Here is a 24,386-nt window from a genome sequence, read left to right on the forward strand (position 1 = left end):
ACGCGGACACCGTTGTTTGGCATGCTGGGACTCCCCTGCCCCGTGGAGTCCTGCATGTCCTTGGCCGACCATCGAAGTACGCTGGCACCGCACGGTTTCCTGCGCGTGGCGATCAACCTGGGCAACCCGGTGCTGGCACAGGGCGATGCGCGCTCACCGCGCGGCCCCTCGCTGGAACTGGCTACCGCATTGGCGCAACGGATGGGGGTGCAGGCACGCTTCACCTGCCACGATGCCGCAGCCTCGGTGGTCGCCGCAGCGGGCGAAGACGGCTGGGACCTGGCTTTCCTGGCCATCGATCCGGCACGCACCGACCGCATCGCCTTCAGTGCCCCGTACGTGGAGATCGAAGGCACCTATCTGGTTCGCGAGGACAGCCCTGCGCAGCAGGTGGCCGACCTCGACCGCGAAGGGCTGCGCATCGCGGTGGGGCGTGGCGCGGCCTATGACCTGTTCCTGAGCCGTGAACTGCGCAACGCCACGATCGAGCGGGCGGAGACCTCGGCGGCGGCCATCACCCTGTTCGATCAGCAGCGTCTGGATGCCGCCGCCGGCGTGCGCCAGCCGCTGGTGGCCTGGGCACAGGCGCATCCCGGCCATCGCGTGCTGGCCGACCGTTTCACCGCGATCCAGCAGGCGGTGGCGGCGCCAGCGTCGCGCCCGGCCGAGGCACTGCAGACGCTGTTCGACGAGGTGGAAGCGATCAAGACCGGTCCCTTGCTGGGCGAAGCGTTCGCCCGTGCCGGGCAGGCAGTCACGCTGGTGCGGTGACTGTAGCGTCGAGCCATGCTCGACTGCTTCTTCGAAAGACCAGTCGAGCATGGCTCGACGCTACAGATGCGAGATCGAGCACCGCGCCACGCTACAGATGCGCGTCTGCCATGTGCCGCACGTGCTCGGCGGCCTGCGCATGCAGCCAGTCGCGGAACGCGAGGAAGCCACGATGGCTGGCCGAGCGCTGCGGGTACACCAGCCAATGTGGCCAGTCGGTCTTCAGGCGCTGGCTGGACAGCGCGACCAACTGGCCCGAATCCAGCAGCAGCCGCGCCCGCGTCACCCGCCCGAGGGCCACGCCCACGCCATCCAGAGCGGCGCGATGGTGCGCCTCCGAATCATCCAGCACCGCCACGAAGCGCGACGGCGGGCTCTGCCCGCTCAACGCGAACCAGGCGCCCCATGCCCCGTCCGGATCACCCAGCAGCGGCCACTGGGTCAACGGCACACGGTCGACGCCTCCCATGCGTTCGATCAGCGCCGGGCTCGCCATTGGCAGCAGCCATTCGTCGAACAGCGGCTCCACCACCAAGCCTGGCCATTGCCCGCTGCCCAGCCGCAGCGCGGCGTCGAACTGGCGCTGCCGCTCGAAATCAATCAGGCGTTCACTCGACTGCAGGTTGATCTCGATCTGTGGGTGCTCTGCCACGAAGTGACCCAGGCGCGGCACCAGCCAGGCCGAGGCCATCGACGGTACCGCGCTGATCGTCAGCACGTGCTCGGCACGTGCGGCATAGGGCTGGAAGGCTTCGTTGATCGCATCCAGATGCGGACCCACCTGGTCGAGCAGGCGCTGGCCCTCCAGGGTGAGGGTGACACCACGCGGCTGGCGGATCAGCAGCGGCTGCCCGAGCCGTTCTTCCAGCTGCCGCATCTGATGGCTGAGCGCGCTGACGGTCAGGTTCATCGACGCCGCCGCGCGCGACAGGTTGCCGAGCCGGGCGGCGGCCACGAAGCCCTGCAGGGCATGGAGCGGTGGGCGGGACATCAGGCTTGAATTCCTCTCAAGGCATGCTTGCGGAAATGTCGCTTTTTCCCCGCCCATGCTGCCCGTATCGTGCAATCCACTCAAGTGGAGGCACGCTCATGAACATCTTCGGCGGCTTGTTGTTCCTGCAGGGCCACGTGGCCAGCACCGAGCTGGCACGCCAGCTGGCCAGCCCTCCCACACCTGCCCCGCAGTGCGCGCAGCAACCGGCTGCGCCTGTTCAGCCGCCGAGAACCCGTTGAACGCTCCTCACCCTGCGTACCAGCGTTGGACGTGTTCAGGCAGCCACGGGATCGGATCGATATCCAATGCCCGACAACCGTCGAGGGTGTCACGCAGCGCGCGCTCGCCGGGGCCACTGGGCAGCCGTAGGCCTTCCTCCTCCGGAAGTTGCACCGCAGCCCAGTCGTGCAGCCGGTCCATGCGCAGGCGCAGGGCGGCCCGCAGCCACGCCTTCAGTGGATAGCAGCGATAGCCTTGTTCGCCCAACGCGATAATTGCACGCGACAAGGCCTGGTTGGCACCACGTACCCATTCGGTGCGGCCTCCAGCCTTGTCCTGGACCGTCATCGGCGCCGGCGCGCGGTGCGCCTTGAACGGCGAACGCAGCTGCAGCTCCAGGTCTCGCGCATCGCGCTCGCTTTCCGCTTCCACCAGTGCACCGGCGTCGAGGTCGAAGAACTCGAACCAACGCCGGTGCAATGCGCTGATGCGTCCGAGCGGATCACGTGAGAAACCGATCTTCGCGTAGTCTTCCCACGCACAGGGGAAGACGTAGGCGAAGAAACGACCGTCGATGCGGATATCCGACTGCATGTGCGCAGGCTGCCTCGATAACAGCCCGGGTGCAACCGGGCGTTACCGTGGACGCTGCAGCGCCTCCTGCACCGCCGCAGCCACGTCGGTGTTGTCGATGTAACTGCCGTCGTTCCAGCGCACGTGCTGACGGTAGCCGGCATCAACGCCGCGCACGCGCTTGGCCAGCAGTTCCGACCCCGCGCCCTTGGCCCACAATGGCACCAGCGCGTTGGAGTGGTTACCGGTGGGTCGGAAGCTCATCCCCGGCATGCGGCCGCGTCCATGGTTCCTTATCGGTTCGAAGGCCACGATCTGCGCGTCAGGGCCCATCGGCATGCTGTTGTCGTGGTCGGTGGTGACGATCAACAGGTTTCGCTCCCAGCCACCGTTACGCTCGATCCAGTCGACCACCGCCGTCACCGCGTCGTTGAACTCCACAGTTTCCTCGATCAGACGGCCGTACTGCGGCTGGTCCGTGCACTGGCCGTAGTGCCATTCGGTACCGCAGGCACTGGTATGCGCGGCCCAGTCGGTGGCGCCGCCTTCCACCATCAGGAACAAGCCGCGGGGGGAACGCTGCTGCAGGAACTGCAGCGCGCCACGGGTCATGGTCGCCAGATCGGGCACGCTGTCGATCTTCCTCACTCCCGAAGGCGTGGCTGCATCCTTGCCCAGCACCTGCAGGCGGCGCGCCTGCTGCAGGGTGTTGGCCACGCGCGGTACACCGATCAGCGGCCTGTCGGCCGGCAACCGTCCCTGCGCCAGTGCGGCGAACGCTTCCTTGCTGCGGATCAGGCGCCACGGTCCCGCCGGATTGCCGGCGATGGTGCTGCCCGCTTCCAGCTGCTGCCAATCCTGCTGCGACACCCACTGCCATGGATTCGCGCAGCCCTCTGCGTTTGCGGCGTCCGTGCCTTCGTTACAGGCGCGGCCGTCGACGCTGTAGCCCGGGCCACCGGTGCCCATCACCAGGTCCATGTGCCCTTGCGACAGCATCTGGTGGGCGATGGCGTGGTAGTTGTTGCGCGATGCGTTCTGCGCTGCGAACGCAGCGGGCGTGGCGTGCGCGAAAGGCACCGAGGTGACCACGCCGGTGGCCATTCCCAGGCGCTTGGCGCGCAGCGTGTTGAATTCAACAGCGTTGCCATCGTTGTCCACATTGATGGCGTTGTTGTAGGTCTTGATGCCCGAAGACAGCGCCGTGCCTGCTGCGGCGCTGTCGGTCGCCACCGCGGCCAGGTACTGGTAACCGGCGAACGGCAGGTCCTGCGCCGGCACCGGCTCGGTATCCCAGGCCTTGCCAACGTCGTAGCCGAGGGTCTGCGCGTTGTCGCCGGTCGGCTGGCTGCTGGCGTTCAACGGGAACGTGGTGACCGCCAGGCGCTGCGGGAAATCCGCATAGGGGGCGCCTTCGCGGCTGCCGTACTGCCAGTAGGCAGCGGCATCCCAAGTGCCCCAACCCGCGCCGTCATTGATCATCACGATCACGTTGTACGGACGGACGTCACCGGAAGGAACGGCCCCGGCACGCAGAGCGGGCTGGCAGCCGCCAAGCCCGGCCAGCGCAAGCAGCAGCGAGGAGTGGAGCCAGCGGCGTGGCGTACGTGCCGTCATTGAACAGTCTCCCAGGCCATAGGCGGCCGAAATGACGGTACGTTATATCGTTTCAATATTGCAGCTTCATGCAGCCGCCGCGGACTATCCTGCAGGCCTCCTTCGCCATCGCCGCATGCATGCCGTCTCCCACCTCCGCGCGCGACCCGCTCTCGTCCATCACCCTCGATGCAGCAACCCTCACGGTGATCCACCAGCACAACGCCGACATCGCACGACAGCCGGCGTCGCTGACCAAGCTGATGACCGCCTACGCGGCCTACGCATGCATCGGGGAGTACGGGCACTCGTGGGACGAAACGGTCACCGTCGCTGACGACGATGTGCATGCCGTGGCCGACGACGAAACGCGCATGGGGCTTGTCCCCGGAGAGACCATCACCCTGGGACGTCTGCTGGAAGGCCTGATGATCGTCTCCGGCAATGACGCGGCACTGGCCATGGCACGTCATCTGGGCGGATCGCAGCCTGCATTCCTGGAACGCATGAACCGGCACGCGCGCCAGCTGGGCCTTCGCAGCACGTGGTTCGCCAGCGTGTCGGGCATCACCACGCCGCGTCATGCATCCAGCGCGCGTGACATGGCGGTGCTGGCCGCCTGCCTGCTGAACGATCATCCGCAGATCCTGGCGATCACCGCGCAGCGCGCGTTTGAACATGGCAGCTTCAGCCGCAACAACCAGAACGCCCTGCTGGGCGATGACGGCGTGGATGGATTGAAGACCGGTTATACCCGCGCTGCAGGCTTCTGCCTGGCGGCGACCGCGTGCCGGGCGGTACCCGGGCGTGCGCAGCCGGTGCGGCTGATTACCGTGGCCCTGGGTTCTGAAAGCCGCGAGGCACGCGATGCACGGGTACGTGAGTTGCTGGCCGACGGTTTCGCTGCGCTGGCCGGCACCGCCATGGATGCCTGAGGCCGATCAGCGGCGCTTGACCGTAGCCACGATCAGGCGCTGCAATTCGGCTTCGGCGTCACCCTTGTCCAGCGCCCCGGCAACCACGGCTTCGGACAGGGCTTCGGCTGCACCGAGAATCGCCCAACACCCCGCCAGCGGCACTGAGCCGTCAGCGGCGAACGGGCCCAGCCAGGCGTCGCAGTTGTCGATGAAGTCCTGCTGGTAGCGCCGGCGCACCTCATGCAGCTCCGGCGCGCCCACCAGCGCGGCGAGGATGCCCTGCACTTCACTGCCCTGGCTGAGGATGCAGTCGATGTAACCGGAGGCGATGGCGGCCGCACGATCAGCCAGCTGTGCCCTGGCGCGACCGATACGCTCGTGGAAGACCACCGTCTGCCGTCCGTCGTAGTCATCGTAGAGCGCGGCCAGCAGGCCGTTGCGGGTCATGAAGTGGTCGTAGGCCACCGGCTTGGTCACGCCCGCCGCTTCGGCCAGCCGGCCCAGCGTCAGCGCATCGGTGCCTTCTTCGCCGACCAGCGTCCACGCCACCTCCAGCAGCTGGCGGGCGCGCTGCTCTCGGGTCAGGCGGCGGCGCATGGGAGAGGTGTTGGCAGGCATCAGCGGAACACGGTGATCAACTCATCGGAGTACCAATTTTAAGGCCGATTTCCACGGCGGTCTGCAGGTGTGCCTGCGCGGCACCGCTGTCGGCGTCGAGCAGCAGTTCGGACGACAGCACGCGCGCGCCACAGTAGTCGAAGATGCCCATGTCGATCTGGGTCTTCATCGCTGTGCCATAGCCGCGCCGTTCGATCATTTCCGCGCCCGCACCGCCAACGCCGACCAGGTGCACGCGCAGGCGCTGCAGCTTCTTCTGCACCTTGCCATCGGCGCCGTCCTGATAGGCCCAGCCCTGGGTGAACACGCGATCGATCCATCCCTTCAGCAGCGCGGGGAACGACCACCAGTACAGCGGATAGACCAGCACCAGCGTATCGGTGGCGTCCAGCCGTGCATGCTCGGCGGCCACGTCGGCCGGCACCACGCCGGTGCCACGGAACAGCGCCTGGTCCTGCGCGGTGAAGCGCGGATCGAAGCCCTCGGCCATCAGGTCGGCGTGGGCCACGGTGTTGCCGGCATCGCTCGCAGCGATGGCGTCGCCGATGCGCTGGGCGATGGCATGGGTGAGCGAACCGGGCTCGGGATGGGCGGTGACGATGAGGCTATGCATGCGGGAACGCTCCAGGATTCTCTACCTACCAATGGTAAGTATCAATTTCCGGGACACCAGCACCACCGGTGGGACGCTGTTTTCGCACCCCTTATAGTGACGAGGTTGCCCGTGAGATTCCCGACGATGCGCCGATACCTGTTTGCTTCATTGATGTACCTGTTGCTGGTTACGTCGGCACCGCCTGCCTTGGCCGGCGAGCTCACCCCGGCCGAGTCGGCCGGCCTGCGCGAGGACGTACAGGCGATGTTGACCGCATTCGCCAAGGGCGATGCCGAGCTGATCATCGCCCGCGCGCATCCCAGCCTGAAACGCCTGGCCGGTGGCGATGAGACCTACGCCCAGTCGACCCGCGATACCGTCAAGGCATTGCACAAGGCTGGCGTCGTCATCATCAGTGACGAGGCCGGAGTGCCCGGCCGCACCTATGCCGCCGGTGACGAAGAAGTCTGCTTCGTACCGCGGCAGTCACTGCTGCGTGTGCGCGAAACCGCTATCCGCAGCACCTCGTTCATGGTTGCCGTGCGCCACGTCGGCACTTCGCAGTGGCGCTACCTTGATTGCGCCGGGCTGATCGACAATCCAGCGATGCTCCGGCAGCTGTTGCCGGCACTCGAGCCGGGCGTGATCCTGCCCAAGGGCGGAGTGGAAACGCTGTAGCGCACTTGCAGGGCGACGCTACGCTCCGGCGCATCCATCCACGCATGGCGTGGATCCATCGGCATGCGGGCACAGCTCTTCGGTGGGTGCGTAGCTTGCTGCGCACCGGGCATCCTGCATCCACGCATGGCGAGTATCTACCGGCTGTCCGCTAGCGGAACAACGCGTTCAACGCCGCACCCGAGGCCGCCTGCTGCAGGCCATCGAAACGACCGTCCTGCATGATCGGCTGTGTCGCCTGCATCAAACCTCCCCAGGCGGCGCGCGCCAGCGCACCCCCCAGGCTGACCCGCCGCACGCCGAGTGCGGCGATGTCCTGCAGGCTCAGCGGCGTCGGCCCACCTACCAGCAGGTTCACCGGCTTCGTTCCTGCTGCGGCAACCACTGCACGGATCTGCTCCGGGGTCGTGATGCCGGGTGCGTACAGCACATCGGCACCGGCTTCGGCATAGGCGCGCAGGCGCTGCAGCGTGTCCTGCAGGTCGGGCACGCCCACGAAGAAGTTCTCGGCACGCCCGACCAGCAGCACCTCGCCGCCCGCGCGGTCGATGGCCGCACGCGCCGCACGCAGGCGTTCGACCGCCTGGTCAATCGGGCGCAGCGGTGCATCGGCCACGCCACTGGCGTCCTCGATCGACAGCGCGGCGATGCCGGTATCGATCGCTGCGGCCACCGCCTCCCCCACCGCCTGCGGCGTGGCGCCGAAGCCATCACCGAAATCGGCATTCAATGGAAGTGCTGTCGCCGCCGCCATCAGCCTCAGGTGCTCCAAGGTGGCCTGCAGCGAGACCGCACCGTCCGGTCGCCCTTCGCTCCAGGCGCAGCCGGCACTGGTGGTGGCCAATGCCAGGAAGCCCTGCCGCTGCAGGTAGCGCGCACTGCCCACGTCCCATGGGTTGGGCAGCACGAAGCACCCCTGCGCGTGCAGTTGGCGGAAAGACACACGCTTGTGCTGTGTGTCGGCATCGGGCGGGGTCATGGCAGGGCTCCGGGGCGGCAGACCTGCACCGTAGCCCGCCGTGCGGTCGCGCTCAATGGCATCGAAGCCCGCCATGCATGAGGTGATGCTGCCTGCTTATTGGACGCCACCGGCCACACTGCCCGAGCGTGCGTGCTTGCCCACACCCATGCCGCCACGGAGCCCTTCATGCAGCCTGACCCGCATCTCCTCATCGATGACGGCGACGATGACGGCCACTGGGCCGACCTGCTTTCGCCGGCACGGCGGCGCCTCATCGCCTCGGCCGGGCTGGCCGCCGGAGGCCTGGCCAGTGCCTCGACAGCCTCGGCATCGCCCCATGGCGACGTTGCAGCGAACACCACCAAGCCCGGCCGTCCCGGCTTCCGTGCCATCGTGCCGCCGGCGCCGAAGGGGCGCAGTCCCTGGGGCCAGGCCACGGCCAGCGAACCCACCCCGCGGCCAGCCAGCGTGCGTCCCGGCGAAGCCACGCTGCCCACCACCCCGCGCGCCTATACCGACATCAAGAGCTATCACGCACATATCTACTTCGATGAAGACAGCTTCGAGAAAGCCGCCCTGCTGCGGCGCTGGGCGGCCGAGCGCTTCCCGGTGGAACTGGGCAACTGGAACCTGGAGCCGCGCGGCCCGCATGTAACACCGTCGTTCTACTTCGGCTTCAACAACGACCTGCTGCCGGTGTTGGTGCCGTGGCTGCAGCTCAACAGCCTGGGGCTGACCATCCTGATCCATCCCAACACCGGCGATGGCCGCGCCGACCATCTGTACTACGCCCTGTGGGTGAACCGCGCGCAGCCGGTGAACGCCTACAACTGGCCGGTGCCCAAGCCGGGCGAGCGGGAGGCATTGGAAGAAGTGTTCCCGAACGTGGTGCCGACGGTGCCGCTGGAGACGTGAGCCGCCTTTCCCGCAGGTGCGCAGCTTGCTGCGCACCTTGGGCTGCCCTCCGGTGGGTGCGTAGCTTGCTGCGCACCGAACTTCCATCATCCATGCATGGCGGGGATCTACCGGTCGGTGGCCCTTCACCCGCACGTGGCGCGGGTCCCCGGACAAGGCTCTTGCCGCCATCGTCGGCCTACGTGCACGCATCCCCCGCCCGCACGGCGTTCAGCGCGCCTTGAACCGCCGCCCCGCATAGGGCCACAAGCGCTTCGGCAGATTTCAAACAAACGATTGAAACGCAGCAAACTTCGCCGAACTGGACAGCATCCGCCGGTTCCGCCAGACTGCCGCCCTTTCCCGTCTTCCGGATCCCATGGCGAAGCTGCTGGTCCTGCACGGCCCCAACCTCAACCTGCTCGGCACCCGCGAGCCGGAGGTCTACGGCCACACCACGCTGGCCGACATCGACCAGGCCCTGATCGCGCAGGCCGCCGCCGCCGGGCACACCGTGGAGAGCCTGCAGTCCAACGCCGAGCATGTGCTGGTGGATCGCGTGCAGGCGGCGCGCAACGACGGAACCGCTTTCATCCTGATCAACCCCGCCGCCTTCACCCACACCTCGGTCGCCCTGCGTGACGCGCTGGCGGCGGTGGCGCTGCCGTTCATCGAGATCCACCTGTCCAACCCGCACACACGCGAACCGTTCCGCCAGCACAGCTACTTCAGTGACAAGGCGGTGGGCGTGGTGTGTGGTTTCGGTGCCGACAGCTATCGCTACGCGATGGATGCGGCGCTGCTGCGCGTACAGGCGGCCGTCGCGTGAAGGTGCTGCCGCACGTGCTTGCCAGCATCCTGCTGTGGGCCGGCCTGTGCGGTGCCGCCGCGGCATTCGACCGCAAGGACGAAGGCATCGACTGTGCGCATCCGACCACCACGATGGAGAGCGACCTGTGCGCCTCGGACGTGGCCGCGGCCGCAGACGCCGAACTCAATACCGTATACGCCCTGGCGCGAAAGCAACTGCGCACGCCGGCCAAAGGCGGCAGCTGCAGCTACTGCGGCGATGCCGAGCAGCAGCTGGTGCTGGCGCAGCGCGCCTGGGTGCAGCTGCGCGACCACGACTGCAACGCGGTCTATGCCCTCAATTCCGATGGCACGGCACGCAACGGCGCACAGATGCGCTGCCTGACCACCCTCGCGCGCGATCGTACGCGCCAGCTGCGCGAGTTCTACGAACTGCTTTGACCCGAGCGCGCTGCGCTCCCCACCACACTGACATCAAGAGCAAAGAGGCCACCATGGATCTCCGCAAAATCAAGAAGCTGATCGACCTGCTGGAAGAGTCGAACCTGGCTGAAATCGAAATCAAGGAAGGCGAAGAGTCGGTGCGCCTGTCGCGCGCCCCGGTGGCCGGCTATGCCGCCCCGGTCGCCGCACCGGTGTACGCCGCTCCGGCCGCCCCGGCACCGCAGGCGATGCCGATGCAGTCGCCGACCGAAGCCTCCACCGGCGGTACCGCCAAGCCGGGCCCGGCGCTGCCGGAAGGCCACGTGCTGCGTTCGCCGATGGTCGGCACCTTCTACGCTTCGTCCGCCCCGGACAAGCCGGCCTTCGTCACCGTTGGCCAGCAGGTCAAGGAAGGCGAGACCCTGGCCATCATCGAAGCAATGAAGATGTTCAACCCGATCGAGGCCGACAAGTCCGGCACCATCGTCGCCATCCTCGGCGAGAACGGCCAGCCGGTGGAATTCGACCAGCCGCTGTTCGTGATCGGCTGAGGGGCACGCCATGCTCGACAAAGTCGTCATCGCCAACCGAGGGGAAATCGCGCTGCGCATCCTGCGCGCGTGCCACACCCTCGGCATCCGCACGGTGGCCGTGCATTCCACGGTCGACCGCAACCTCAAGCACGTGGCCATGGCCGACGAGTCGGTCTGCATCGGCCCGGCGCCGTCGCCGCAGAGCTACCTCAACATCCCGGCGCTGATCGCCGCTGCTGAAGTCACCGACGCGCAGGCGATCCACCCGGGTTACGGCTTCCTGTCGGAGAACGCCGACTTCGCCGAACGCGTGGAAGAGTCCGGCTTCATCTTCATCGGCCCCAAGGCCGACACCATCCGCATGATGGGCGACAAGGTCGAAGCCATCCGCGCGATGAAGTCGGCCGGCGTGCCGTGCGTGCCCGGCTCGGGCGGCCCGCTGGGCGAGGACATCGTCGCCAACACCAAGATCGCCCGTGAGATCGGCTACCCGGTCATCATCAAGGCGGCCGGCGGTGGTGGTGGCCGTGGCATGCGCGTCGTGCACGCCGAAGCCTCGCTGAAGACCTCGATCGAAACCACCAAGAGCGAGGCCAAGGCCGCGTTCGGCAATGGCGAGGTCTACATGGAGAAGTTCCTGGAGAATCCGCGCCACGTGGAAATCCAGGTGCTGGCCGACGGCCAGGGCAACGCCATCCACCTGGGTGAGCGCGACTGCTCGATGCAGCGCCGCCACCAGAAGGTGGTGGAAGAAGCCCCGGCACCGGGCATCACCGCCGAACAGCGCGAGCAGATCGGCAAGGTGTGCACCGAAGCCTGCATCCGCATCGGCTACCGCGGCGCGGGCACGTTCGAGTTCCTGTACGAGGACGGCCGCTTCTACTTCATCGAAATGAACACCCGCATCCAGGTGGAACATCCGGTCACCGAAATGGTCACCGGCATCGACCTGGTGGCCGAGCAGCTGAAGATCGCCGCTGGCCAGAAGCTGTCGATCAAGCAGAGCGACGTGGTGCTGACCGGCCACGCGATCGAGTGCCGCATCAACGCCGAAGACGCCGAGACCTTCGTGCCGAGCCCAGGCACCATCACCGGCTTCCATCCGCCGGGCGGCCCCGGCGTGCGCGTGGATACCCACATCTACAGTGGCTATCGCGTGCCGTCCAACTACGACTCGATGATCGGCAAGCTGATCGTGCACGGCCCGGACCGCGAAACCGCCATCGCCCGCATGCGGGTGGCGCTGAGCGAGATGGTGGTCGACGGCATCAAGACCAACATCGCCCTGCAGCAGCGGATCATGCGTGACAAGGGCTTCCAGGCCGGTGGCCAGAACATCCATTACCTGGAAAAGCGCCTTGCCGAGCGCAAGAACAAGCCGATCGCACTGACCTGATCGGCAGCAGGTGCTGGACATGAAAAGGGCGGGGATATCCCCGCCCTTTTCTGTTGTTGTAGAGCCGGGCCCACGCTCGGCTTGCTGGAAAAGCAGCCGAGCATGGCTCGGCTCTACAGCAGGTGCATCAGCGCTTGTCGGCAGCTTCGGCCGGGATCTGCGAATTCGCCAGCGGGCGAACACCATTGGGCGAGCTCGGGTCGACGATCACCATCGTCTCGGTGGACCCATCGGGCCACACCACCTGGAAAGTACTGCCTGCCGGCAACGAAGCAAACGGCATGCCGCTCTGCGCGCGATAGACCGCAGCGACCTGGCTGGCACCCACGCGGCGCACATCTTCCTGCGCCTTCACCGTGGTCAGTTCCACTTTTGAAAGATGCCGGTAACGATCTTCATAGGTGTCGATCATCAACAGCCCGACCGCGCCGGCCGAATAGGCCACGAACAGCGCCACCCAGAACCAGAACTTGGCTCCATGCAGGAATCGACGGTAGTTCATTGCCCGCCCCTCTTTCCAACCAATCGCTTGATCCACTGCTTCATTTTCCCCGCACCTTGCCGCGAAACCGCAGCGTCATACACGAAATCCCGGAAATCCTGCGTCCCATCCTGCGAACAGATCCCTCCATTCGCACAAAAACTGTTGACCAGCACACTGTCGGCACCACACGGTAGACCGAGTTCGCAGGCCGCAACCCGCCATGCCAGTTCACTGAGCTGTTCTCCCGCCACCAGGCCAGTGAGCGCCTGGTCCCCCGCCGCGCGCACGCCCATCCCCGGCGCGATCGCCATGAAGGCCTCCGGATCGCGCGATGTGCGCACCCGCTCGACCAGGTCACGGCGGTACTCGGGGCTGTCATGCAGCGGTTCGCCCTCGGCGAACAGCGATGCTTCCGCAGCCAGGTTGCCCTGCGTGGCCGCCTTGCGACGCTCGGCCAGCACCAGCGCGGACCCCAGCTTGTCACCGGGTACGAAACCGCCACAGCGCTGTGCCACGCGCTCGCGGGCCTGCACCATGGCCGGCGCGGCGGTCAGGCCCAGCCCGGCCAGCACGTTGTTGTCCAACCGGTAACCGCCCGGATCGATGGCGTACTGCGCGCAGTAGTCGTAGACCCGGCTGAGCATCCAGCGGGCTTCGTGGTTGCCTTCGTCGGCCTGCACGCGCAGGCGCTGCGCGTAGGCGTACAGATCGGTCGCATCCTCGATGTCCGCGCGCAGGTCCAGCGGCAGGCCCGAAGGCAGCCCGTTGCCGCGCTCGAACGCCGCCAGGCGACGCGCCAACGCTTCCGGCACGACCGGCAGGCTTGCCGCATCGTCCGCCGCAACCCGCGCCGTCGGCAGCTCGCCTGCGGTCACCGGCACCGATCCGGCATGGCCGCTGGCCCGATACCCGGCCACGCCCAGCACGGCCACCGCCGGCAGCACGAGCAACCAGGTTTTCAGGGTCGGAGCAAAGGCCATTGGCGGCAGTGAGCGTTCACGGCGCACAGGAAAGCACCAAGTTTAACAAGGCCCGACAGGCCTGTCTGAACCGGTTCCGTTCATCTCCGAGCGGCATCTCAGGCAATACGGAGACGCTCCGATGGTCTAGCATGGCCCCCTTTCCCGCGATTGCCCCCACCGCCATGCCGTTCCTGGAACTGACCCTGCGTTGCACCGAAGCTACCCAGCCCCGCTATGAGAATGCGCTGGAGGACGTTGGCGCACTGGCCGTCACGCTGCTTGATGCCGAGGCCGATACCAGCAACGAACAAGCCATCCTCGAGCCGGGCGTGGGCGAGACCCCGCTGTGGGACACCCTGGTGCTGAGCGCGCTGTTCCCGGCCGACAGCAATGCGCTGCTGCTGTTGGCCGCACTGGAGTCCTTCGACCCGGAGCTGGACTGGAGCAGCGGCAGCTTCCGCGCGGTCGAGGACGAAGACTGGGAACGCGCCTGGCTGGACCAGTTCCAGCCGATGGATTTCGGCAGCCGTACCTGGATCGTGCCGTGGAACCATGAACTGCCGGAGGCCGCGCAGGCGGCCGACGCCGCCGTGGTGAGGCTGGACCCGGGCCTGGCGTTCGGCTCGGGCACTCACCCGACCACCGCGCTCTGCCTGCGTTGGCTGGACCAGCTGGCCGTGGACGGCCTGCTGCAGGGCCAGCGCGTGCTCGACTTCGGCTGCGGCTCCGGCATTCTTGCGCTTGCCGCGCTGAAGCTGGGCGCCGCTGAGGCCATCGGCGTGGACAACGATCCGCAGGCACTGGTCGCCACCGCCGACAATGCCGAGCGCAACGGCCAGCAGGCGCGCATGCACGTCTACCTGCCACAGGACGAACCCGTCGCCACCTACCCGATCGTCGTCGCCAACATCCTTGCCTCGGCACTGGACGCGTTGGCCGAGCTGCTGGCCGCACGCGTCGCTGCCGGTGGCCGCATTGCCCTGTCCGGCATCCTGCATGGCCAGGAAGGTGAACTGCTGCAGCGCTATGGCGCATGGTTCGACGATCTGCAGGCCACCCAGGATGGCGACTGGATGCGCATCACCGGCGTGCGCCGCGCCTGATCGTGGTTGAATGACCGCTGGATCCGAGCCCGCACCCTGAGCATGTCCGAGCCGAACCCACCGCGCCGTCCCCTGGCCACCTTCCTGCGCACGACGCCGGAGGGTGAGGCTGCGCCTGCGACCGATGCGCGCACGCAGCACGACGTTGAGCACACAGCGCCTGCAATGCAGGCGCCGACCGAGCCCGTTGATCTGGCACATGCGCCGACGGCGGAGATGCGACACGACGATGACACGGTCATCGTTGATGACACCGCGGCCATCGAACCGGCACCGGTCGTACTACCGGCAACGACGGTTGCCGCCGATGCACCCAGTTTCCTCGGCAACCCGCGCCCACCTGCCCTGCCAACGCCGCGCTGGCACTGGGTGCTGGTCGCCGCGCTGGCGCTGCTGCTGGTCCTGCAGAGCGTGCTGGCCGACCGCACGCGGCTGGCCGCCGACGCCGGCAACCGTGCATGGCTGGGCACGCTCTGTGGCGTCCTGCGCTGCAGCCTGCCGGCCTGGCATGAACCCACCGCCTTCACCATGACCAGCCGCGAGATCCGCCCGCTGCCCGGGCAGGCCGGTGTGCTGCAGGTGCAGGCCAGCATCCGCAACGACGCACGCTGGGCACAGGCCTGGCCGGACCTGCGCCTGTCACTGTCCGATGCTGATGGCCGTGTGATCGGCAGCGGTGTGTTCACGCCTGCGCAGTACCTGGGCGAGAACCCCGGTGCGGCCCTGCTGGAACCGGGCCAGAGCGCGCGCGTCGCGTTCCGGGTACAGGAGCCCGCCGCATCCACCGTCGCATTCACTTTCGACTTCCTCTGACCGTGAAAAGGCGACCGGCCGTGGCAGGCCGGGCACGCTCGCGCTAGACTGGCCGCCACCACCTCGTCCGGCCGCGCGCTCCGCGCGCACGGGCCAACCGAATCGGGAACCCCCTTGAACGCTGTCCTTTCTCGTCCTGACAACAGTCGTGGCGCTCCCCGGCCACCGCTGCGTGAACATGTCGCCCAGTCCGTGCGCCGTTACCTGCGTGACCTCGATGGCTGCGACGCGGACGATGTCTACGAGATCGTGCTGCGCGAGATGGAGATTCCGTTGTTCGTGGAAGTGCTCAACCACTGCGAAGGCAACCAGAGCCGCGCTGCGGCAATGCTGGGCATCCACCGCGCCACCCTGCGCAAGAAGCTGAAGGAATACGGCATCAGCGCCTGAGCGCGCGCGTGGATAGTGCCGGCCGCTGGCCGGCAACCCCGTGAACGATGGCAGGATGTTGCAGTTGCCGGCCAGCGGCCGGCACTACCGGTAGATCCACGCCATGCGTGGATGGAAGCCCGGCAGAATCACCCGCCCCCGCCCGCCTTCCAGTAATACCGCACCACATGGAAGAACACCGGCGCGGCGAAGCACACCGAATCCAGCCGGTCGAGCATGCCGCCATGGCCCTCGATCATGTGCCCCCAATCCTTGATGCCACGGTCACGCTTGATCGCCGACATCACCAGGCCGCCCCAGAATCCCATCAGGTTGATCAGCAGCGACAGGCCGAACGCCTGCAGCGGCGTGAACGGGGTGATCCACCACAGCGCCGCGCCCAGCGCGCTCGCACTCAGTACGCCGCCGATGAAGCCCTCCACCGTCTTCGACGGCGACAGCTTCGGCGCGATCAGGTGCTTGCCCAGCAGCTTGCCCCAGATGTACTGCAGCACGTCCGAGGACTGCACCACGATCACCAGGAAGGCGAACAGCAGCACATTGCGCGACGGATCATGGCCGGGCACGTGCAGGTTCAGCAGCAGCGGCACGTGCGAGATGCAGAACACGCAGATCATCAGCCCCCACTGCACCTTCGCCGTGCGCTCCAGGTAGTGCGTGGTGTCGCCGCCGATGGTCGACAGGATCGGCAGGAACAGGAACGCATAGACCGGAATCAGCAGCGTGTACATCCCGTACCAGTCGATCCACACCAGGTAGTACTGCCAAGGCAGCACGATGTAGAACGCCGCCAGCAGCGCGTAGTAGTCACCCGAGCGCGTCGGTGCCAGGGTGATGAACTCGCGCAGCGCGAACAGCGAGATGATCGCGAACAGCACGATCACCCCGGCACGGCCGAAGAACAGCGCCAGCCCGACCACGATCGCCATCACCCACCATGCGCGGATGCGCGACACCAGATTGGCGATCACCGCGCTGGGCCGGCCGCGCTGGCGCCAGCGCAGCGATTCGGCCACCAGCGTGGCCAGTACCAGCACCGCACCGACGCCGGCGAACAGCAGGCCGGTCTGCTGGCCCACACTCTGCGTTGCCAGGTCGCCGGAGACATCGATCAGGAAACTCATGCGCGCCCTCCGTTCGGCGCCAGGTCCAGCAGCGCCTGCCGGCTGCGGGCCAGGAATGCAGCCTTGTCCTCGTCGGCCTGCAACCGCAGCGGCGTGCCGAAGGTAGCCGTGCACAGCAAGGGCAGTGGCAGGAAGCGGCCCTTGGGCATCACCCGCTTCAGGTTGTCGATCCATACTGGAACGAACTCCAGCTCCGGGCGTTGCCGGGCCAGGTGGTAGATGCCGCTTTTGAACGGCAGCAACGGCTCATCGCCCACGTTGCGCGTGCCTTCCGGGAACAGGATCAACGAGCAGTCCTCGTCCACGGCATCGCGCAGGGCCTGCAGCGGGTCCTGCTGGCGATGCCCGGCCTCGCGCTCGACCAGCACGCCGTTGAACACCGCATCGATCAGGTAGCGACGCAGGGCATCGCGCTGCCAGTACTCGGCAGCAGCAACCGGGCGCACCTGGCGCCGCAGCGCAGGCGGCATGGACGACCAGATCAGCACGAAGTCACCATGGCTGGCATGGTTGCCGTAGTACACGCGACGCTCGCTGGACGGCGCGCAACCGATCCACAGCGCGCGCGCGCCGGTCACCACATGGATCGCGCCACTGCAGGCGCGGGCAATCAGTTCGGCGAACATTGGTCCCTCCCGTTCACGTCTGCGGCCACAGCACGGCCAGCACCAGCAGTGCGAACTGCGCCGCGGTCAGCAGGTACTGGCGCAGCAGCAGGCGACGCATGCCGGCCCAGCGCGCGTCCCAGCCCCGCAGGGGCGCATCGGGCGCCGCGCGGCGCAGGCCACTGTCCTGCAGCAGCTGATCGGTGCGGCGCGCGGCGGCATCGCCGTCCAGGCCCTCATCGCGCAGCAGCTGCAGCAGGCTGGCGTCCAGCGCCACCCGCCACGCGTGGTACGTCTGCGCCGCCCCCGCAAACATGCTGGCCAGCAACCACCCTGCAGCGACCATCGCCAGGCCCGGCTCGGTGCCAAGCAGCAGCAATGCCACCAGCAGCAGCCCCAGCGACAGGCATGCCGGCCAACGCCCCTGCCGCAACAGCAGCTGCATGGTCGCAATGTCAGGCGTCGTGCTCATGCAGGGTCTCCGGCGGCAACGGTGATCCCGCGCAGGTGCGCCTTGCCCAGCACGATGCCTGGACGCGCTGCACGCACGATCGCCACCGCCGCATCGGCATCAGACGCACGACCACTGCGCAGCAGCCAGGCCGCCACGCTGGCAGCACTGCGCGAGTAGCCCAGCGCACAGCACACCAGCAACGGCCCCTGCGCCCGCAGGCGCTCGATGGCCTCGGCTGCCTCGCGCAGCTGCTCCGGCGTGGGCACCACCAGGTCCAGCATCGGCACACCGGCGTATGCCGCACCCGGCGCGCAGCAGGACAGCTCGGCGCAGGCATCGACCACGCCCACCAAAGGTGTCGGCAATGCCGTGCAGGGAATCCGGCCCAGCCACACGCCGTCCAGCACCGGCACCGGCTGCGGCGCGCGCCGGGTCCATAGCCGTGAATTCATCCACGCTGCCGCCAGATATGGAGCCAGCAGCCAGCGTGCCGCCATGGTCAAGCGACCATCGGCGCGCTTCTGGAACACCGCCGTACCCAGCCCGGCATAGGCAAGCGCTACCAGCAGCAGCGACGCCACCGGCCACAGCAGCCACAACGCCGCGCCACGCAGAAGCACCACCGGCACCAGCACTACAGTAGCCGCCAGCAGGTACAGCGCCGCCAATCGCCAACGTTTGGCATCGCGCGCAGTACGCCAGGCACGCAGCGGCGGCGTGCCCTGTTCCGGCCACAGCCACACGCACAGCCAGCCGGCCAGCAGCCCGGTCGGGATGTCGATGAAATGGTGCTGGAACGTGGTCAGCACCGAGACACCGATCAGCAGCGCCCACACATGCAGCACCCAACGCCACACGCCGTGCAGGTACTGCGCGAACTTCACCCAAAGCACGATCAGCAGCACGATGTGCAGCGATGGCGCCTGGTTGAACGGCTTGTCGAAGCCCAGCAGCACATCGAACAGCCAACCGAACACGCCGCCGATCTCCGGCCGCTCGAAACTGAAGCGCAGCGGCCACAGCAGGAAGCAGGTCACCGCGATCAGCTGTGCACTGAACAGCCGCAGCGCATGCCGGTCCAGTTCCAACCGTTGCCGGCACAGGAAGAAGGAGACTGCGTAGAAAAGGTCGATCGACCAGTACGGCACGATCGTCCACGGGACGAAGGGAATGCGCGTCTCCCAAGCGAACGCCATCACCGGCAGTTCGGCATGGCGACCGGCCATCCAGTTGGCGAAGCCGTAGCTGGCGAAGAAGAACGGACCCAGCAGGGCCAGCCACAGCAGAGCGCGCCGCCAGGGGCGCCCTTCCGCGGCCAGCGGGGTGGCGGCCAGTGTCGCCATCACGCGGTCCGGCGTGCCAGTGACACGGTGAAGATGCCGAATTCGTCGATGCGCTGCGCCACCTTCTCGAACCCAGCCAGGCGCACCAGCTCATCCATCTCCTGCTGGGTACGACGACGCATCACCCACGCTGCGCCGCCGCGGTGGCTGGTCAGCGCGCGCGCAATGAATTCCAGCTGCGGGTGCCAGGGCTGGCCGGTGTAGGCCAGGTAGCCGCCCACCGGCACCGTTGCGGCGATGCCCTGCAGCGAGCGCAGCACGGCGTCGTTGTCGGGGAACAGTTCGTACAGGCCCGACACCACCGCCAGCGTCGGCGCCGGATCGACCTTCGCCAGCTGCGACGGATCGAACGCATCGCCCTGCTCGAAGCGTGCGATGTCGGACGCACCGAGGCGCTCGATCAAGGCCTGGCCCTGGGTCACGTTCAGATCGCTGAAGTCACGCAGCACGATGCGGTCGGCGCGCTGTTCGCCCTGGCCCAGCGCTTCCAGCACATAGCGGCCATGCCCGGCGGCCACGTCCAGCACACGCACCGGCGTGCCTTGCCCACGCAGGCGCTGGGCGGCATCGCGCAATAGTTCCTGCAGGTGCTGGCCACGGATGCGGATGCCACGCCAGCCGATCGCATCCAGATAGTTGCGGTCGACCATGCGGCCGAACGGACCCTTGCCGCGCGCTTCGTCGCGATAGATGTAGTCCAGCGTGCTGCCGGAATCAAAACCGGTCTGCAGGCCCAGCGCGATGCCTTCGGACAACGTGCCGCCAAAACGCAGGCCGCCACGCACCACGCGCCAGCGCAGGTCCGCGAGGCTGTTGCGTTCCGGCGGCCAGGCCAGGATCTCCGATTCCTCGAAGGTCGGCCCGTGCCGGTGCGCATCGCGCCGTGACAGCTCACGCAGCGGCTCGGCGAAACGTGCCTGGATGAAACTGCGGATGCGCGCCAGCGCCGGTGCGCGGTCGCGCTCGCCCAGCGTGTCGTGGAAGAAGCCCGGCAGGTGCACGCGCTCCTTGACCGGGCTGGACAGGCGCTCGTAGAAGCGGTCCTGCGGGCCACGATGCACGACGAAGTCGGATCCGGACACCAGCAGCTGCACCGGCACGCTGATTGCCTGCGCATCGGCCACGATACGGTCGGCGGCCTCGTACAGGCCCAGCAGTACGCGCACCGAGATCGGGCGGGTGATCAGCGGATCGGTGCGGTAGCTCTCCACGCGCGCCGGGTCATGGGTCAGCCACTGCGGCTTGACGTAGCTGTTGACGAAGAAGTTGCCACGCAGCTTCTGCATCAATGCCAAGCCCGGGCGTGCGAACGGCACGTACAGCTTCACCTTGAACGCCGGCGAGGCCATCACCAGCGCACGCAGGCGCGGTGCGTAATCGTGCACCCACGTGGCAGCAACCACGGCGCCCACGCTCTGCGCGATCACCACCATGTTCTCCACCGCGATGCCGTGTTCGGCGCCGATGTGGGCGATGAAACTGTCCAGGTCACGCACCAGCGCCGGGAAGCCCGGTGCATCGCCACGTGCGCCTGGCGAACGGCCGTTGCCACGCGCATCCCAGGCGAAGAAGGCGGTGTCGGGCAGGTCCAGCTCGTCGACCAGGTGAGTGACGCGGCCGGAGTGCTCGTGGCCGCGGTGCAGCAGCACGATGGCCTTGCTGGCCGGGGCTGCGGTGGTGCCCGGCCAGTACCGGTAGAACAGCGGTACCTGATCGAAGCTGTGGAATTCCCGTTCCTGCGCCTGACGCATGCAATCTCCTGATTGATGTGGCGTGTTGTCTTGGTGTGTCTATCGCCGCGGCGTCGCCGCGGATTCCTTCAGCCCGTGCCGTACGCGATTGATCATCGTCAGCATGCACAGCACTGCCATGGCTGCGGCCACGCCGCTGACCGTCATCGCACCACCCCAGCCGAACGCCAGCAGCAGGCCCAGCACGCCGATCAGGAAGGCGCGGTCGCTCTTCCCCATCGGGCCGTCATAGCGACGGCTGGCCCCGACCATCAGCCCCAGCACGCCGGCGTATTCGCTCAGTGCCGCGGTCCAGGCCAGCAGCCACAGCGCCTCCGGGCGCACGCCGGGTACGCTGAGCAGGCTCAGGTACAGCGCCGCATCGGCGATCACATCGCACACTTCGTTCAGATAGGCGCCCAGCCGCGATTGCTGGCCGAATTCGCGCGCCAGCATGCCGTCCACGGCGTTGAGCGCCATGCGCAGCAGCATCCACAACGGGAGCAGCAGGTACAGCAGGGGCTGGGCAGGCGCGCAGCACCACACGGCCGCGGCCACCAGCAGCGAGACCACGGCGGCGGCCACAGTCACCGTGTTGGCGGTGATGCCGAGGCGGTAGAGCCCGCGCACGGCCGGACGCAACAGGTCCTGGAAACGTCCTTTCAATGCATAGATCGACATGATCCGTACCCGCTGATCCTTGGCAGTGCGGGCACAGCCTACCCCATCGTCGACTGATTCCGACAACCCGTCGCCGGTCCGGGGCTCAGCCCCCTGATCGGGCCGGATCAATGTGCCCAACCCGGTCCTGGGCCGATTGCTGCGGCAAATTACCCCTTCCGGCACCCGCCACCGGCCCCCACCGCCTACAATATCGGCCCCGCTCCGCTGCCGATTCTGTCCCATGACTGCTGATCTGTTGCCCGTCCGCCGGGCCCTCCTCTCCGTTTCCGACAAGACCGGTCTGGTCGAGCTGGCCACTGCGCTGGCGGCACGCGGCGTGGAGCTGCTGTCCACCGGCGGCACTGCCAAGGCGATCCGCGATGCGGGCCTGGCCGTGAAGGACGTGGCCGAGGTCACCGGTTTTCCGGAAATGATGGACGGCCGGGTCAAGACCCTGCACCCGATGGTGCACGGCGGCCTGCTGGGCCGCTCCGGCCTGGATGACGCAGTGATGGCCGAGCACGGCATCGGTGCCATCGACCTGCTGGTGCTGAACCTGTATCCGTTCGAATCGGTCACCGCCAAGGCCGACTGCACCCTGGCCGACGCGGTCGAGAACATCGACATCGGCGGCCCGGCCATGCTGCGTTCGGCAGCCAAGAACTTCGCCCGCGTGGCAGTGGCAACCGATCCGTCGCAGTACGCCGAACTGCTGGCCTCGCTGGACGCCAACGGCGGCCAGCTGACGGCTGCCACCCGCTTCGCGTTCTCGGTGGCCGCGTTCAACCGCGTCGCCCAGTACGATGCGGCGATCAGCAACTACCTGTCGGCGGTCACCGCCACCGACGCCGCCGTGCCGGCACGCGCCGAGTACCCGGCGCAGATGAATTCCACCTTCGTGAAGGTGATGGACCTGCGCTACGGCGAGAACCCGCACCAGAGCGGCGCGTTCTACCGCGACCTGTACCCGGTGCCGGGCACCCTGGCCACCTTCCAGCAGCTGCAGGGCAAGGAACTGAGCTACAACAACCTGGCCGATGCCGATGCGGCGTGGGAATGCGTGCGCCAGTTCGATGCGCCGGCCTGCGTCATCGTCAAGCACGCCAACCCGTGCGGCGTGGCCGTGGGTGCCGGCAACGGCGATGCCTACGAGCTGGCCTACGCCACCGACCCGACCAGCGCCTTCGGCGGCATCATCGCCTTCAACAAGCCGCTGGACGCCGCCACCGCCAAGGTCATCCTGGACCGCCAGTTCGTGGAAGTACTGATCGCCCCGGACTACGAGCCGGCCGCGCTGGAATACGCACAGAAGAAGGCCAACGTGCGCGTGCTGCGCATCCCGCATGGTGATGGCCTGAACAACTTCGACAGCAAGCGCGTGGGCTCGGGCCTGCTGCTGCAGTCGTCGGACAACCGCGGCATGACCCGCGACGAACTGAAGGTGGTCAGCAAGCTGGCACCGACCGACAAGCAGTTCACCGACCTGCTGTTCGCGTGGAAGGTGGCCAAGTTCGTGAAGTCCAACGCGATCGTCTACGCCAAGGACAACCGCACCATCGGTGTCGGCGCCGGCCAGATGAGCCGCGTGTACTCGGCCCGCATCGCCGGCATCAAGGCCGCCGATGCGAACCTGGTGGTCGAGGGTTCGGTGATGGCCTCCGATGCGTTCTTCCCGTTCCGCGACGGCATCGACGCCGCTGCTGCCGCCGGCATCAAGGCGGTGATCCAGCCGGGCGGTTCGATGCGCGATGCCGAAGTGATCGCCGCCGCCGACGAACATGGCCTGGCCATGGTGTTCACCGGCGTGCGCCACTTCCGCCACTGATGCTGGAGCGACACGGATGTCCACAGCTTCAATGAAATCGCTGGCCGTGCTCGCCCTCGCAGGCACGGCCACGCTGGCCGGCTGCAAGCCCGCAGTGGCCCCCCCGCCTGCGCCGGCGTCGGAGGCCGCCACGTCGGCCCCTGCCGAGCCGACGGCGCACGTGAGCCGCACCGCACGACTGCGGGCATTCCTGGTCCAGCGCTATGGCAAGAAGGCCAGGCTCTCCGGTGAATGGCACGGCAGCTGGAACGACGACGGCGAGACCCGCCCGATGGACTGGCACGTCTGCGCCGAGCAACCGGTGGTGAGCGGTGACAGCTGGCAGCAGTTGCTGGCGGTCTGCGGCGCACTGTCCGAAGGCGCACACATCGATGCGGGAATGATCGACTTCTTCGTGCTGCGCCCGAAGGGCGATGGCTTCGAAGTGGCCAGCGAACTGACCGGCGAACGCTTCGGCAGCGGCGGCCAGCCCGGCACGGTCAGCGTCATCCGCGCCGGCAGCGACTTCCATGGCTTCCGTGTCGAGGACGGCTGGTTCGGGCAGGGCTTCTCGCTGCTCTCGCAGTCGCTGATCCTGCCAGGCCCGAACGGCCTGGTCGCCACCGGCAGCGTCCGCAGCCATATCGACAATGACGCCCAGTACGAGTGCGACAACCTGGGTCCCGGCACCGACCCGGACACCGCCGAAGACTGCCGCACCCGCCGCTTCAGCATCGATTTCGCACTGCGTTTCGACGACAGCGATCGCAGCGCGCGCATCTGGCCGCTGCTGATCGAGGAAACCGGCACCACCTGTGGCGGCAAGCAGGTCCGGCAGGAACACCGCTTTACCCTGGACCCGAAGACCTGGGCCTATTCCTTCCCCGAATCGCTGCGACGCGAAGGCTGCGAATGAAGCACCTGCGCCGACGG

General features: G+C 67.5%; 28 protein-coding genes. 14 read left to right on the top strand and 14 right to left on the bottom strand.

Features of this window, described 5'->3' with window-relative positions; translation table 11 throughout:
- Positions 1–54 precede the first annotated feature (54 nt).
- Entirely contained in the window at positions 55–771 is a 717-nt protein-coding gene (locus ACZK0Z_RS20195; RefSeq protein ID WP_019338955.1) for an ABC transporter substrate-binding protein, read from the top strand.
- 91 nt (positions 772–862) lie between these two features.
- Here ACZK0Z_RS20195 and ACZK0Z_RS20200 read toward each other — a convergent pair whose 3' ends face one another.
- Positions 863–1,762, bottom strand: a complete 900-nt coding sequence (locus ACZK0Z_RS20200) for a LysR substrate-binding domain-containing protein (protein WP_010481100.1) — start codon at positions 1,760–1,762, stop codon at positions 863–865.
- Positions 1,763–1,860: 98 nt separating this feature from the next.
- Here ACZK0Z_RS20200 and ACZK0Z_RS20205 point away from each other — a divergent pair, with 98 nt between their 5' ends.
- Positions 1,861–2,004 (top strand): hypothetical protein, encoded by a 144-nt coding sequence (locus tag ACZK0Z_RS20205; RefSeq protein WP_180849023.1) that lies wholly within the window; start codon positions 1,861–1,863, stop codon positions 2,002–2,004.
- 7 nt (positions 2,005–2,011) lie between these two features.
- On the opposite strand, the gene ACZK0Z_RS20210 is transcribed toward ACZK0Z_RS20205, so the two are convergent.
- Positions 2,012–2,578: a GIY-YIG nuclease family protein gene (locus ACZK0Z_RS20210; protein WP_049428968.1), complete on the bottom strand. Its 567-nt coding sequence runs from the start codon at positions 2,576–2,578 to the stop codon at positions 2,012–2,014.
- A 42-nt stretch (positions 2,579–2,620) separates the two neighbouring features.
- Complete coding sequence (locus tag ACZK0Z_RS20215) at positions 2,621–4,174, bottom strand: alkaline phosphatase (protein ID WP_197633152.1); 1,554 nt, start codon at positions 4,172–4,174, stop codon at positions 2,621–2,623.
- Between the two features lie 119 nt (positions 4,175–4,293).
- Between ACZK0Z_RS20215 and ACZK0Z_RS20220 the strand changes: the two genes are divergently transcribed.
- The gene (locus ACZK0Z_RS20220; protein ID WP_197633153.1) at positions 4,294–5,088 is read left to right on the top strand and encodes a serine hydrolase; all 795 of its coding nucleotides are present in this window, start codon (positions 4,294–4,296) and stop codon (positions 5,086–5,088) included.
- Between the two features lie 6 nt (positions 5,089–5,094).
- Here the strand turns inward: ACZK0Z_RS20220 and ACZK0Z_RS20225 are convergent, their stop codons facing one another.
- Entirely contained in the window at positions 5,095–5,688 is a 594-nt protein-coding gene (locus ACZK0Z_RS20225) for a TetR family transcriptional regulator (RefSeq protein ID WP_197633154.1), read from the bottom strand.
- Positions 5,689–5,704: 16 nt separating this feature from the next.
- The gene (locus ACZK0Z_RS20230) at positions 5,705–6,301 is read right to left on the bottom strand and encodes an NAD(P)H-dependent oxidoreductase (protein ID WP_197633155.1); all 597 of its coding nucleotides are present in this window, start codon (positions 6,299–6,301) and stop codon (positions 5,705–5,707) included.
- Positions 6,302–6,427: 126 nt separating this feature from the next.
- Between ACZK0Z_RS20230 and ACZK0Z_RS20235 the strand changes: the two genes are divergently transcribed.
- Entirely contained in the window at positions 6,428–6,961 is a 534-nt protein-coding gene (locus ACZK0Z_RS20235; RefSeq protein ID WP_197633156.1) for a hypothetical protein, read from the top strand.
- A 151-nt stretch (positions 6,962–7,112) separates the two neighbouring features.
- Here ACZK0Z_RS20235 and ACZK0Z_RS20240 read toward each other — a convergent pair whose 3' ends face one another.
- Positions 7,113–7,940 carry an isocitrate lyase/PEP mutase family protein gene (locus tag ACZK0Z_RS20240; protein ID WP_049429008.1) on the bottom strand — a complete coding sequence of 276 codons (828 nt, stop codon included), beginning with the start codon at positions 7,938–7,940 and terminating at the stop codon, positions 7,113–7,115.
- Between the two features lie 168 nt (positions 7,941–8,108).
- Between ACZK0Z_RS20240 and ACZK0Z_RS20245 the strand changes: the two genes are divergently transcribed.
- The 5 genes from ACZK0Z_RS20245 (at position 8,109) to accC (ending at position 11,978) form a co-directional block, all read left to right on the top strand.
- A complete protein-coding gene (locus tag ACZK0Z_RS20245; protein WP_197633157.1) occupies positions 8,109–8,837 on the top strand; it encodes a DOPA 4,5-dioxygenase family protein in 729 nt (242 codons plus the stop codon).
- 358 nt (positions 8,838–9,195) lie between these two features.
- Positions 9,196–9,645, top strand: a complete 450-nt coding sequence (gene aroQ, locus ACZK0Z_RS20250) for a type II 3-dehydroquinate dehydratase (RefSeq protein WP_049428974.1) — start codon at positions 9,196–9,198, stop codon at positions 9,643–9,645.
- Positions 9,642–10,067, top strand: coding sequence for a lysozyme inhibitor LprI family protein (locus ACZK0Z_RS20255; RefSeq protein ID WP_197633158.1), 426 nt, complete (start codon positions 9,642–9,644; stop codon positions 10,065–10,067). The genes aroQ and ACZK0Z_RS20255 overlap by 4 nt, the downstream gene beginning before the upstream one ends.
- A gap of 53 nt (positions 10,068–10,120) precedes the next feature.
- On the top strand, positions 10,121–10,600 hold the full coding sequence (gene accB / locus ACZK0Z_RS20260; RefSeq protein ID WP_010481080.1) for an acetyl-CoA carboxylase biotin carboxyl carrier protein: 480 nt from the start codon (positions 10,121–10,123) through the stop codon (positions 10,598–10,600).
- A gap of 10 nt (positions 10,601–10,610) precedes the next feature.
- Positions 10,611–11,978: an acetyl-CoA carboxylase biotin carboxylase subunit gene (gene accC / locus ACZK0Z_RS20265; protein WP_049428976.1), complete on the top strand. Its 1,368-nt coding sequence runs from the start codon at positions 10,611–10,613 to the stop codon at positions 11,976–11,978.
- A 127-nt stretch (positions 11,979–12,105) separates the two neighbouring features.
- Here accC and ACZK0Z_RS20270 read toward each other — a convergent pair whose 3' ends face one another.
- Both ACZK0Z_RS20270 and ACZK0Z_RS20275 read right to left on the bottom strand, forming a co-directional pair.
- Positions 12,106–12,480 carry a hypothetical protein gene (locus ACZK0Z_RS20270; protein WP_005411254.1) on the bottom strand — a complete coding sequence of 125 codons (375 nt, stop codon included), beginning with the start codon at positions 12,478–12,480 and terminating at the stop codon, positions 12,106–12,108.
- Complete coding sequence (locus tag ACZK0Z_RS20275) at positions 12,477–13,442, bottom strand: hypothetical protein (protein WP_049428977.1); 966 nt, start codon at positions 13,440–13,442, stop codon at positions 12,477–12,479. Before ACZK0Z_RS20275 ends, ACZK0Z_RS20270 begins: the two co-directional genes overlap by 4 nt.
- Before the next feature lie 164 nt (positions 13,443–13,606).
- Between ACZK0Z_RS20275 and prmA the strand changes: the two genes are divergently transcribed.
- From prmA to fis, 3 genes are all read left to right on the top strand, one after another.
- Complete coding sequence (gene prmA / locus ACZK0Z_RS20280) at positions 13,607–14,527, top strand: 50S ribosomal protein L11 methyltransferase (protein WP_197620223.1); 921 nt, start codon at positions 13,607–13,609, stop codon at positions 14,525–14,527.
- A gap of 42 nt (positions 14,528–14,569) precedes the next feature.
- Positions 14,570–15,340 carry a DUF3426 domain-containing protein gene (locus tag ACZK0Z_RS20285; protein WP_049428979.1) on the top strand — a complete coding sequence of 257 codons (771 nt, stop codon included), beginning with the start codon at positions 14,570–14,572 and terminating at the stop codon, positions 15,338–15,340.
- Between the two features lie 114 nt (positions 15,341–15,454).
- Positions 15,455–15,730, top strand: coding sequence for a DNA-binding transcriptional regulator Fis (gene fis / locus ACZK0Z_RS20290; protein WP_005419706.1), 276 nt, complete (start codon positions 15,455–15,457; stop codon positions 15,728–15,730).
- 128 nt (positions 15,731–15,858) lie between these two features.
- On the opposite strand, the gene ACZK0Z_RS20295 is transcribed toward fis, so the two are convergent.
- From ACZK0Z_RS20295 to ACZK0Z_RS20320, 6 genes are read right to left on the bottom strand one after another with little or no spacing between them, the layout of a single operon-like run.
- Positions 15,859–16,854, bottom strand: a complete 996-nt coding sequence (locus ACZK0Z_RS20295) for a phosphatidate cytidylyltransferase (RefSeq protein WP_049428980.1) — start codon at positions 16,852–16,854, stop codon at positions 15,859–15,861.
- Complete coding sequence (locus ACZK0Z_RS20300) at positions 16,851–17,480, bottom strand: lysophospholipid acyltransferase family protein (RefSeq protein WP_049428981.1); 630 nt, start codon at positions 17,478–17,480, stop codon at positions 16,851–16,853. The genes ACZK0Z_RS20295 and ACZK0Z_RS20300 overlap by 4 nt, the downstream gene beginning before the upstream one ends.
- A 13-nt stretch (positions 17,481–17,493) precedes the next feature.
- A complete protein-coding gene (locus ACZK0Z_RS20305; protein ID WP_049428982.1) occupies positions 17,494–17,931 on the bottom strand; it encodes a hypothetical protein in 438 nt (145 codons plus the stop codon).
- On the bottom strand, positions 17,928–19,232 hold the full coding sequence (locus tag ACZK0Z_RS20310) for a phosphatase PAP2/dual specificity phosphatase family protein (protein WP_238378662.1): 1,305 nt from the start codon (positions 19,230–19,232) through the stop codon (positions 17,928–17,930). The genes ACZK0Z_RS20305 and ACZK0Z_RS20310 overlap by 4 nt, the downstream gene beginning before the upstream one ends.
- Before the next feature lie 23 nt (positions 19,233–19,255).
- A complete protein-coding gene (locus ACZK0Z_RS20315; RefSeq protein WP_197633159.1) occupies positions 19,256–21,007 on the bottom strand; it encodes a class I SAM-dependent methyltransferase family protein in 1,752 nt (583 codons plus the stop codon).
- 39 nt (positions 21,008–21,046) lie between these two features.
- A complete protein-coding gene (locus ACZK0Z_RS20320; RefSeq protein ID WP_049428985.1) occupies positions 21,047–21,667 on the bottom strand; it encodes a CDP-alcohol phosphatidyltransferase family protein in 621 nt (206 codons plus the stop codon).
- Positions 21,668–21,890: 223 nt separating this feature from the next.
- On the opposite strand from ACZK0Z_RS20320, the gene purH reads away from it, so the two are divergent.
- On the top strand, positions 21,891–23,474 hold the full coding sequence (gene purH / locus ACZK0Z_RS20325; protein WP_049428986.1) for a bifunctional phosphoribosylaminoimidazolecarboxamide formyltransferase/IMP cyclohydrolase: 1,584 nt from the start codon (positions 21,891–21,893) through the stop codon (positions 23,472–23,474).
- 16 nt (positions 23,475–23,490) lie between these two features.
- Positions 23,491–24,369, top strand: coding sequence for a hypothetical protein (locus ACZK0Z_RS20330; RefSeq protein WP_049428987.1), 879 nt, complete (start codon positions 23,491–23,493; stop codon positions 24,367–24,369).
- Positions 24,370–24,386: the final 17 nt, after the last annotated feature.

This window comes from Stenotrophomonas sp. 116085_Sma (assembly GCF_056479585.1).

Coding starts and splice junctions, on each gene's coding strand:
- ACZK0Z_RS20320 (WP_049428985.1), bottom strand. CDS start 21,667: ATGTCGATCTATGCATTGAAAGGACGTTTCCAGGACCTGTTGCGTCCG.
- accC (WP_049428976.1), top strand. CDS start 10,611: ATGCTCGACAAAGTCGTCATCGCCAACCGAGGGGAAATCGCGCTGCGC.
- ACZK0Z_RS20300 (WP_049428981.1), bottom strand. CDS start 17,480: ATGTTCGCCGAACTGATTGCCCGCGCCTGCAGTGGCGCGATCCATGTG.
- ACZK0Z_RS20195 (WP_019338955.1), top strand. CDS start 55: ATGTCCTTGGCCGACCATCGAAGTACGCTGGCACCGCACGGTTTCCTG.
- ACZK0Z_RS20330 (WP_049428987.1), top strand. CDS start 23,491: ATGTCCACAGCTTCAATGAAATCGCTGGCCGTGCTCGCCCTCGCAGGC.
- ACZK0Z_RS20220 (WP_197633153.1), top strand. CDS start 4,294: ATGCCGTCTCCCACCTCCGCGCGCGACCCGCTCTCGTCCATCACCCTC.
- ACZK0Z_RS20275 (WP_049428977.1), bottom strand. CDS start 13,442: ATGGCCTTTGCTCCGACCCTGAAAACCTGGTTGCTCGTGCTGCCGGCG.
- ACZK0Z_RS20230 (WP_197633155.1), bottom strand. CDS start 6,301: ATGCATAGCCTCATCGTCACCGCCCATCCCGAGCCCGGTTCGCTCACC.
- ACZK0Z_RS20210 (WP_049428968.1), bottom strand. CDS start 2,578: ATGCAGTCGGATATCCGCATCGACGGTCGTTTCTTCGCCTACGTCTTC.
- ACZK0Z_RS20225 (WP_197633154.1), bottom strand. CDS start 5,688: ATGCCTGCCAACACCTCTCCCATGCGCCGCCGCCTGACCCGAGAGCAG.
- ACZK0Z_RS20295 (WP_049428980.1), bottom strand. CDS start 16,854: ATGAGTTTCCTGATCGATGTCTCCGGCGACCTGGCAACGCAGAGTGTG.
- ACZK0Z_RS20205 (WP_180849023.1), top strand. CDS start 1,861: ATGAACATCTTCGGCGGCTTGTTGTTCCTGCAGGGCCACGTGGCCAGC.
- ACZK0Z_RS20240 (WP_049429008.1), bottom strand. CDS start 7,940: ATGACCCCGCCCGATGCCGACACACAGCACAAGCGTGTGTCTTTCCGC.
- ACZK0Z_RS20305 (WP_049428982.1), bottom strand. CDS start 17,931: ATGAGCACGACGCCTGACATTGCGACCATGCAGCTGCTGTTGCGGCAG.
- ACZK0Z_RS20245 (WP_197633157.1), top strand. CDS start 8,109: ATGCAGCCTGACCCGCATCTCCTCATCGATGACGGCGACGATGACGGC.
- ACZK0Z_RS20315 (WP_197633159.1), bottom strand. CDS start 21,007: ATGCGTCAGGCGCAGGAACGGGAATTCCACAGCTTCGATCAGGTACCG.
- ACZK0Z_RS20235 (WP_197633156.1), top strand. CDS start 6,428: ATGCGCCGATACCTGTTTGCTTCATTGATGTACCTGTTGCTGGTTACG.
- ACZK0Z_RS20215 (WP_197633152.1), bottom strand. CDS start 4,174: ATGACGGCACGTACGCCACGCCGCTGGCTCCACTCCTCGCTGCTGCTT.
- ACZK0Z_RS20200 (WP_010481100.1), bottom strand. CDS start 1,762: ATGTCCCGCCCACCGCTCCATGCCCTGCAGGGCTTCGTGGCCGCCGCC.
- prmA (WP_197620223.1), top strand. CDS start 13,607: ATGCCGTTCCTGGAACTGACCCTGCGTTGCACCGAAGCTACCCAGCCC.
- ACZK0Z_RS20270 (WP_005411254.1), bottom strand. CDS start 12,480: ATGAACTACCGTCGATTCCTGCATGGAGCCAAGTTCTGGTTCTGGGTG.
- ACZK0Z_RS20285 (WP_049428979.1), top strand. CDS start 14,570: ATGTCCGAGCCGAACCCACCGCGCCGTCCCCTGGCCACCTTCCTGCGC.
- aroQ (WP_049428974.1), top strand. CDS start 9,196: ATGGCGAAGCTGCTGGTCCTGCACGGCCCCAACCTCAACCTGCTCGGC.
- purH (WP_049428986.1), top strand. CDS start 21,891: ATGACTGCTGATCTGTTGCCCGTCCGCCGGGCCCTCCTCTCCGTTTCC.
- accB (WP_010481080.1), top strand. CDS start 10,121: ATGGATCTCCGCAAAATCAAGAAGCTGATCGACCTGCTGGAAGAGTCG.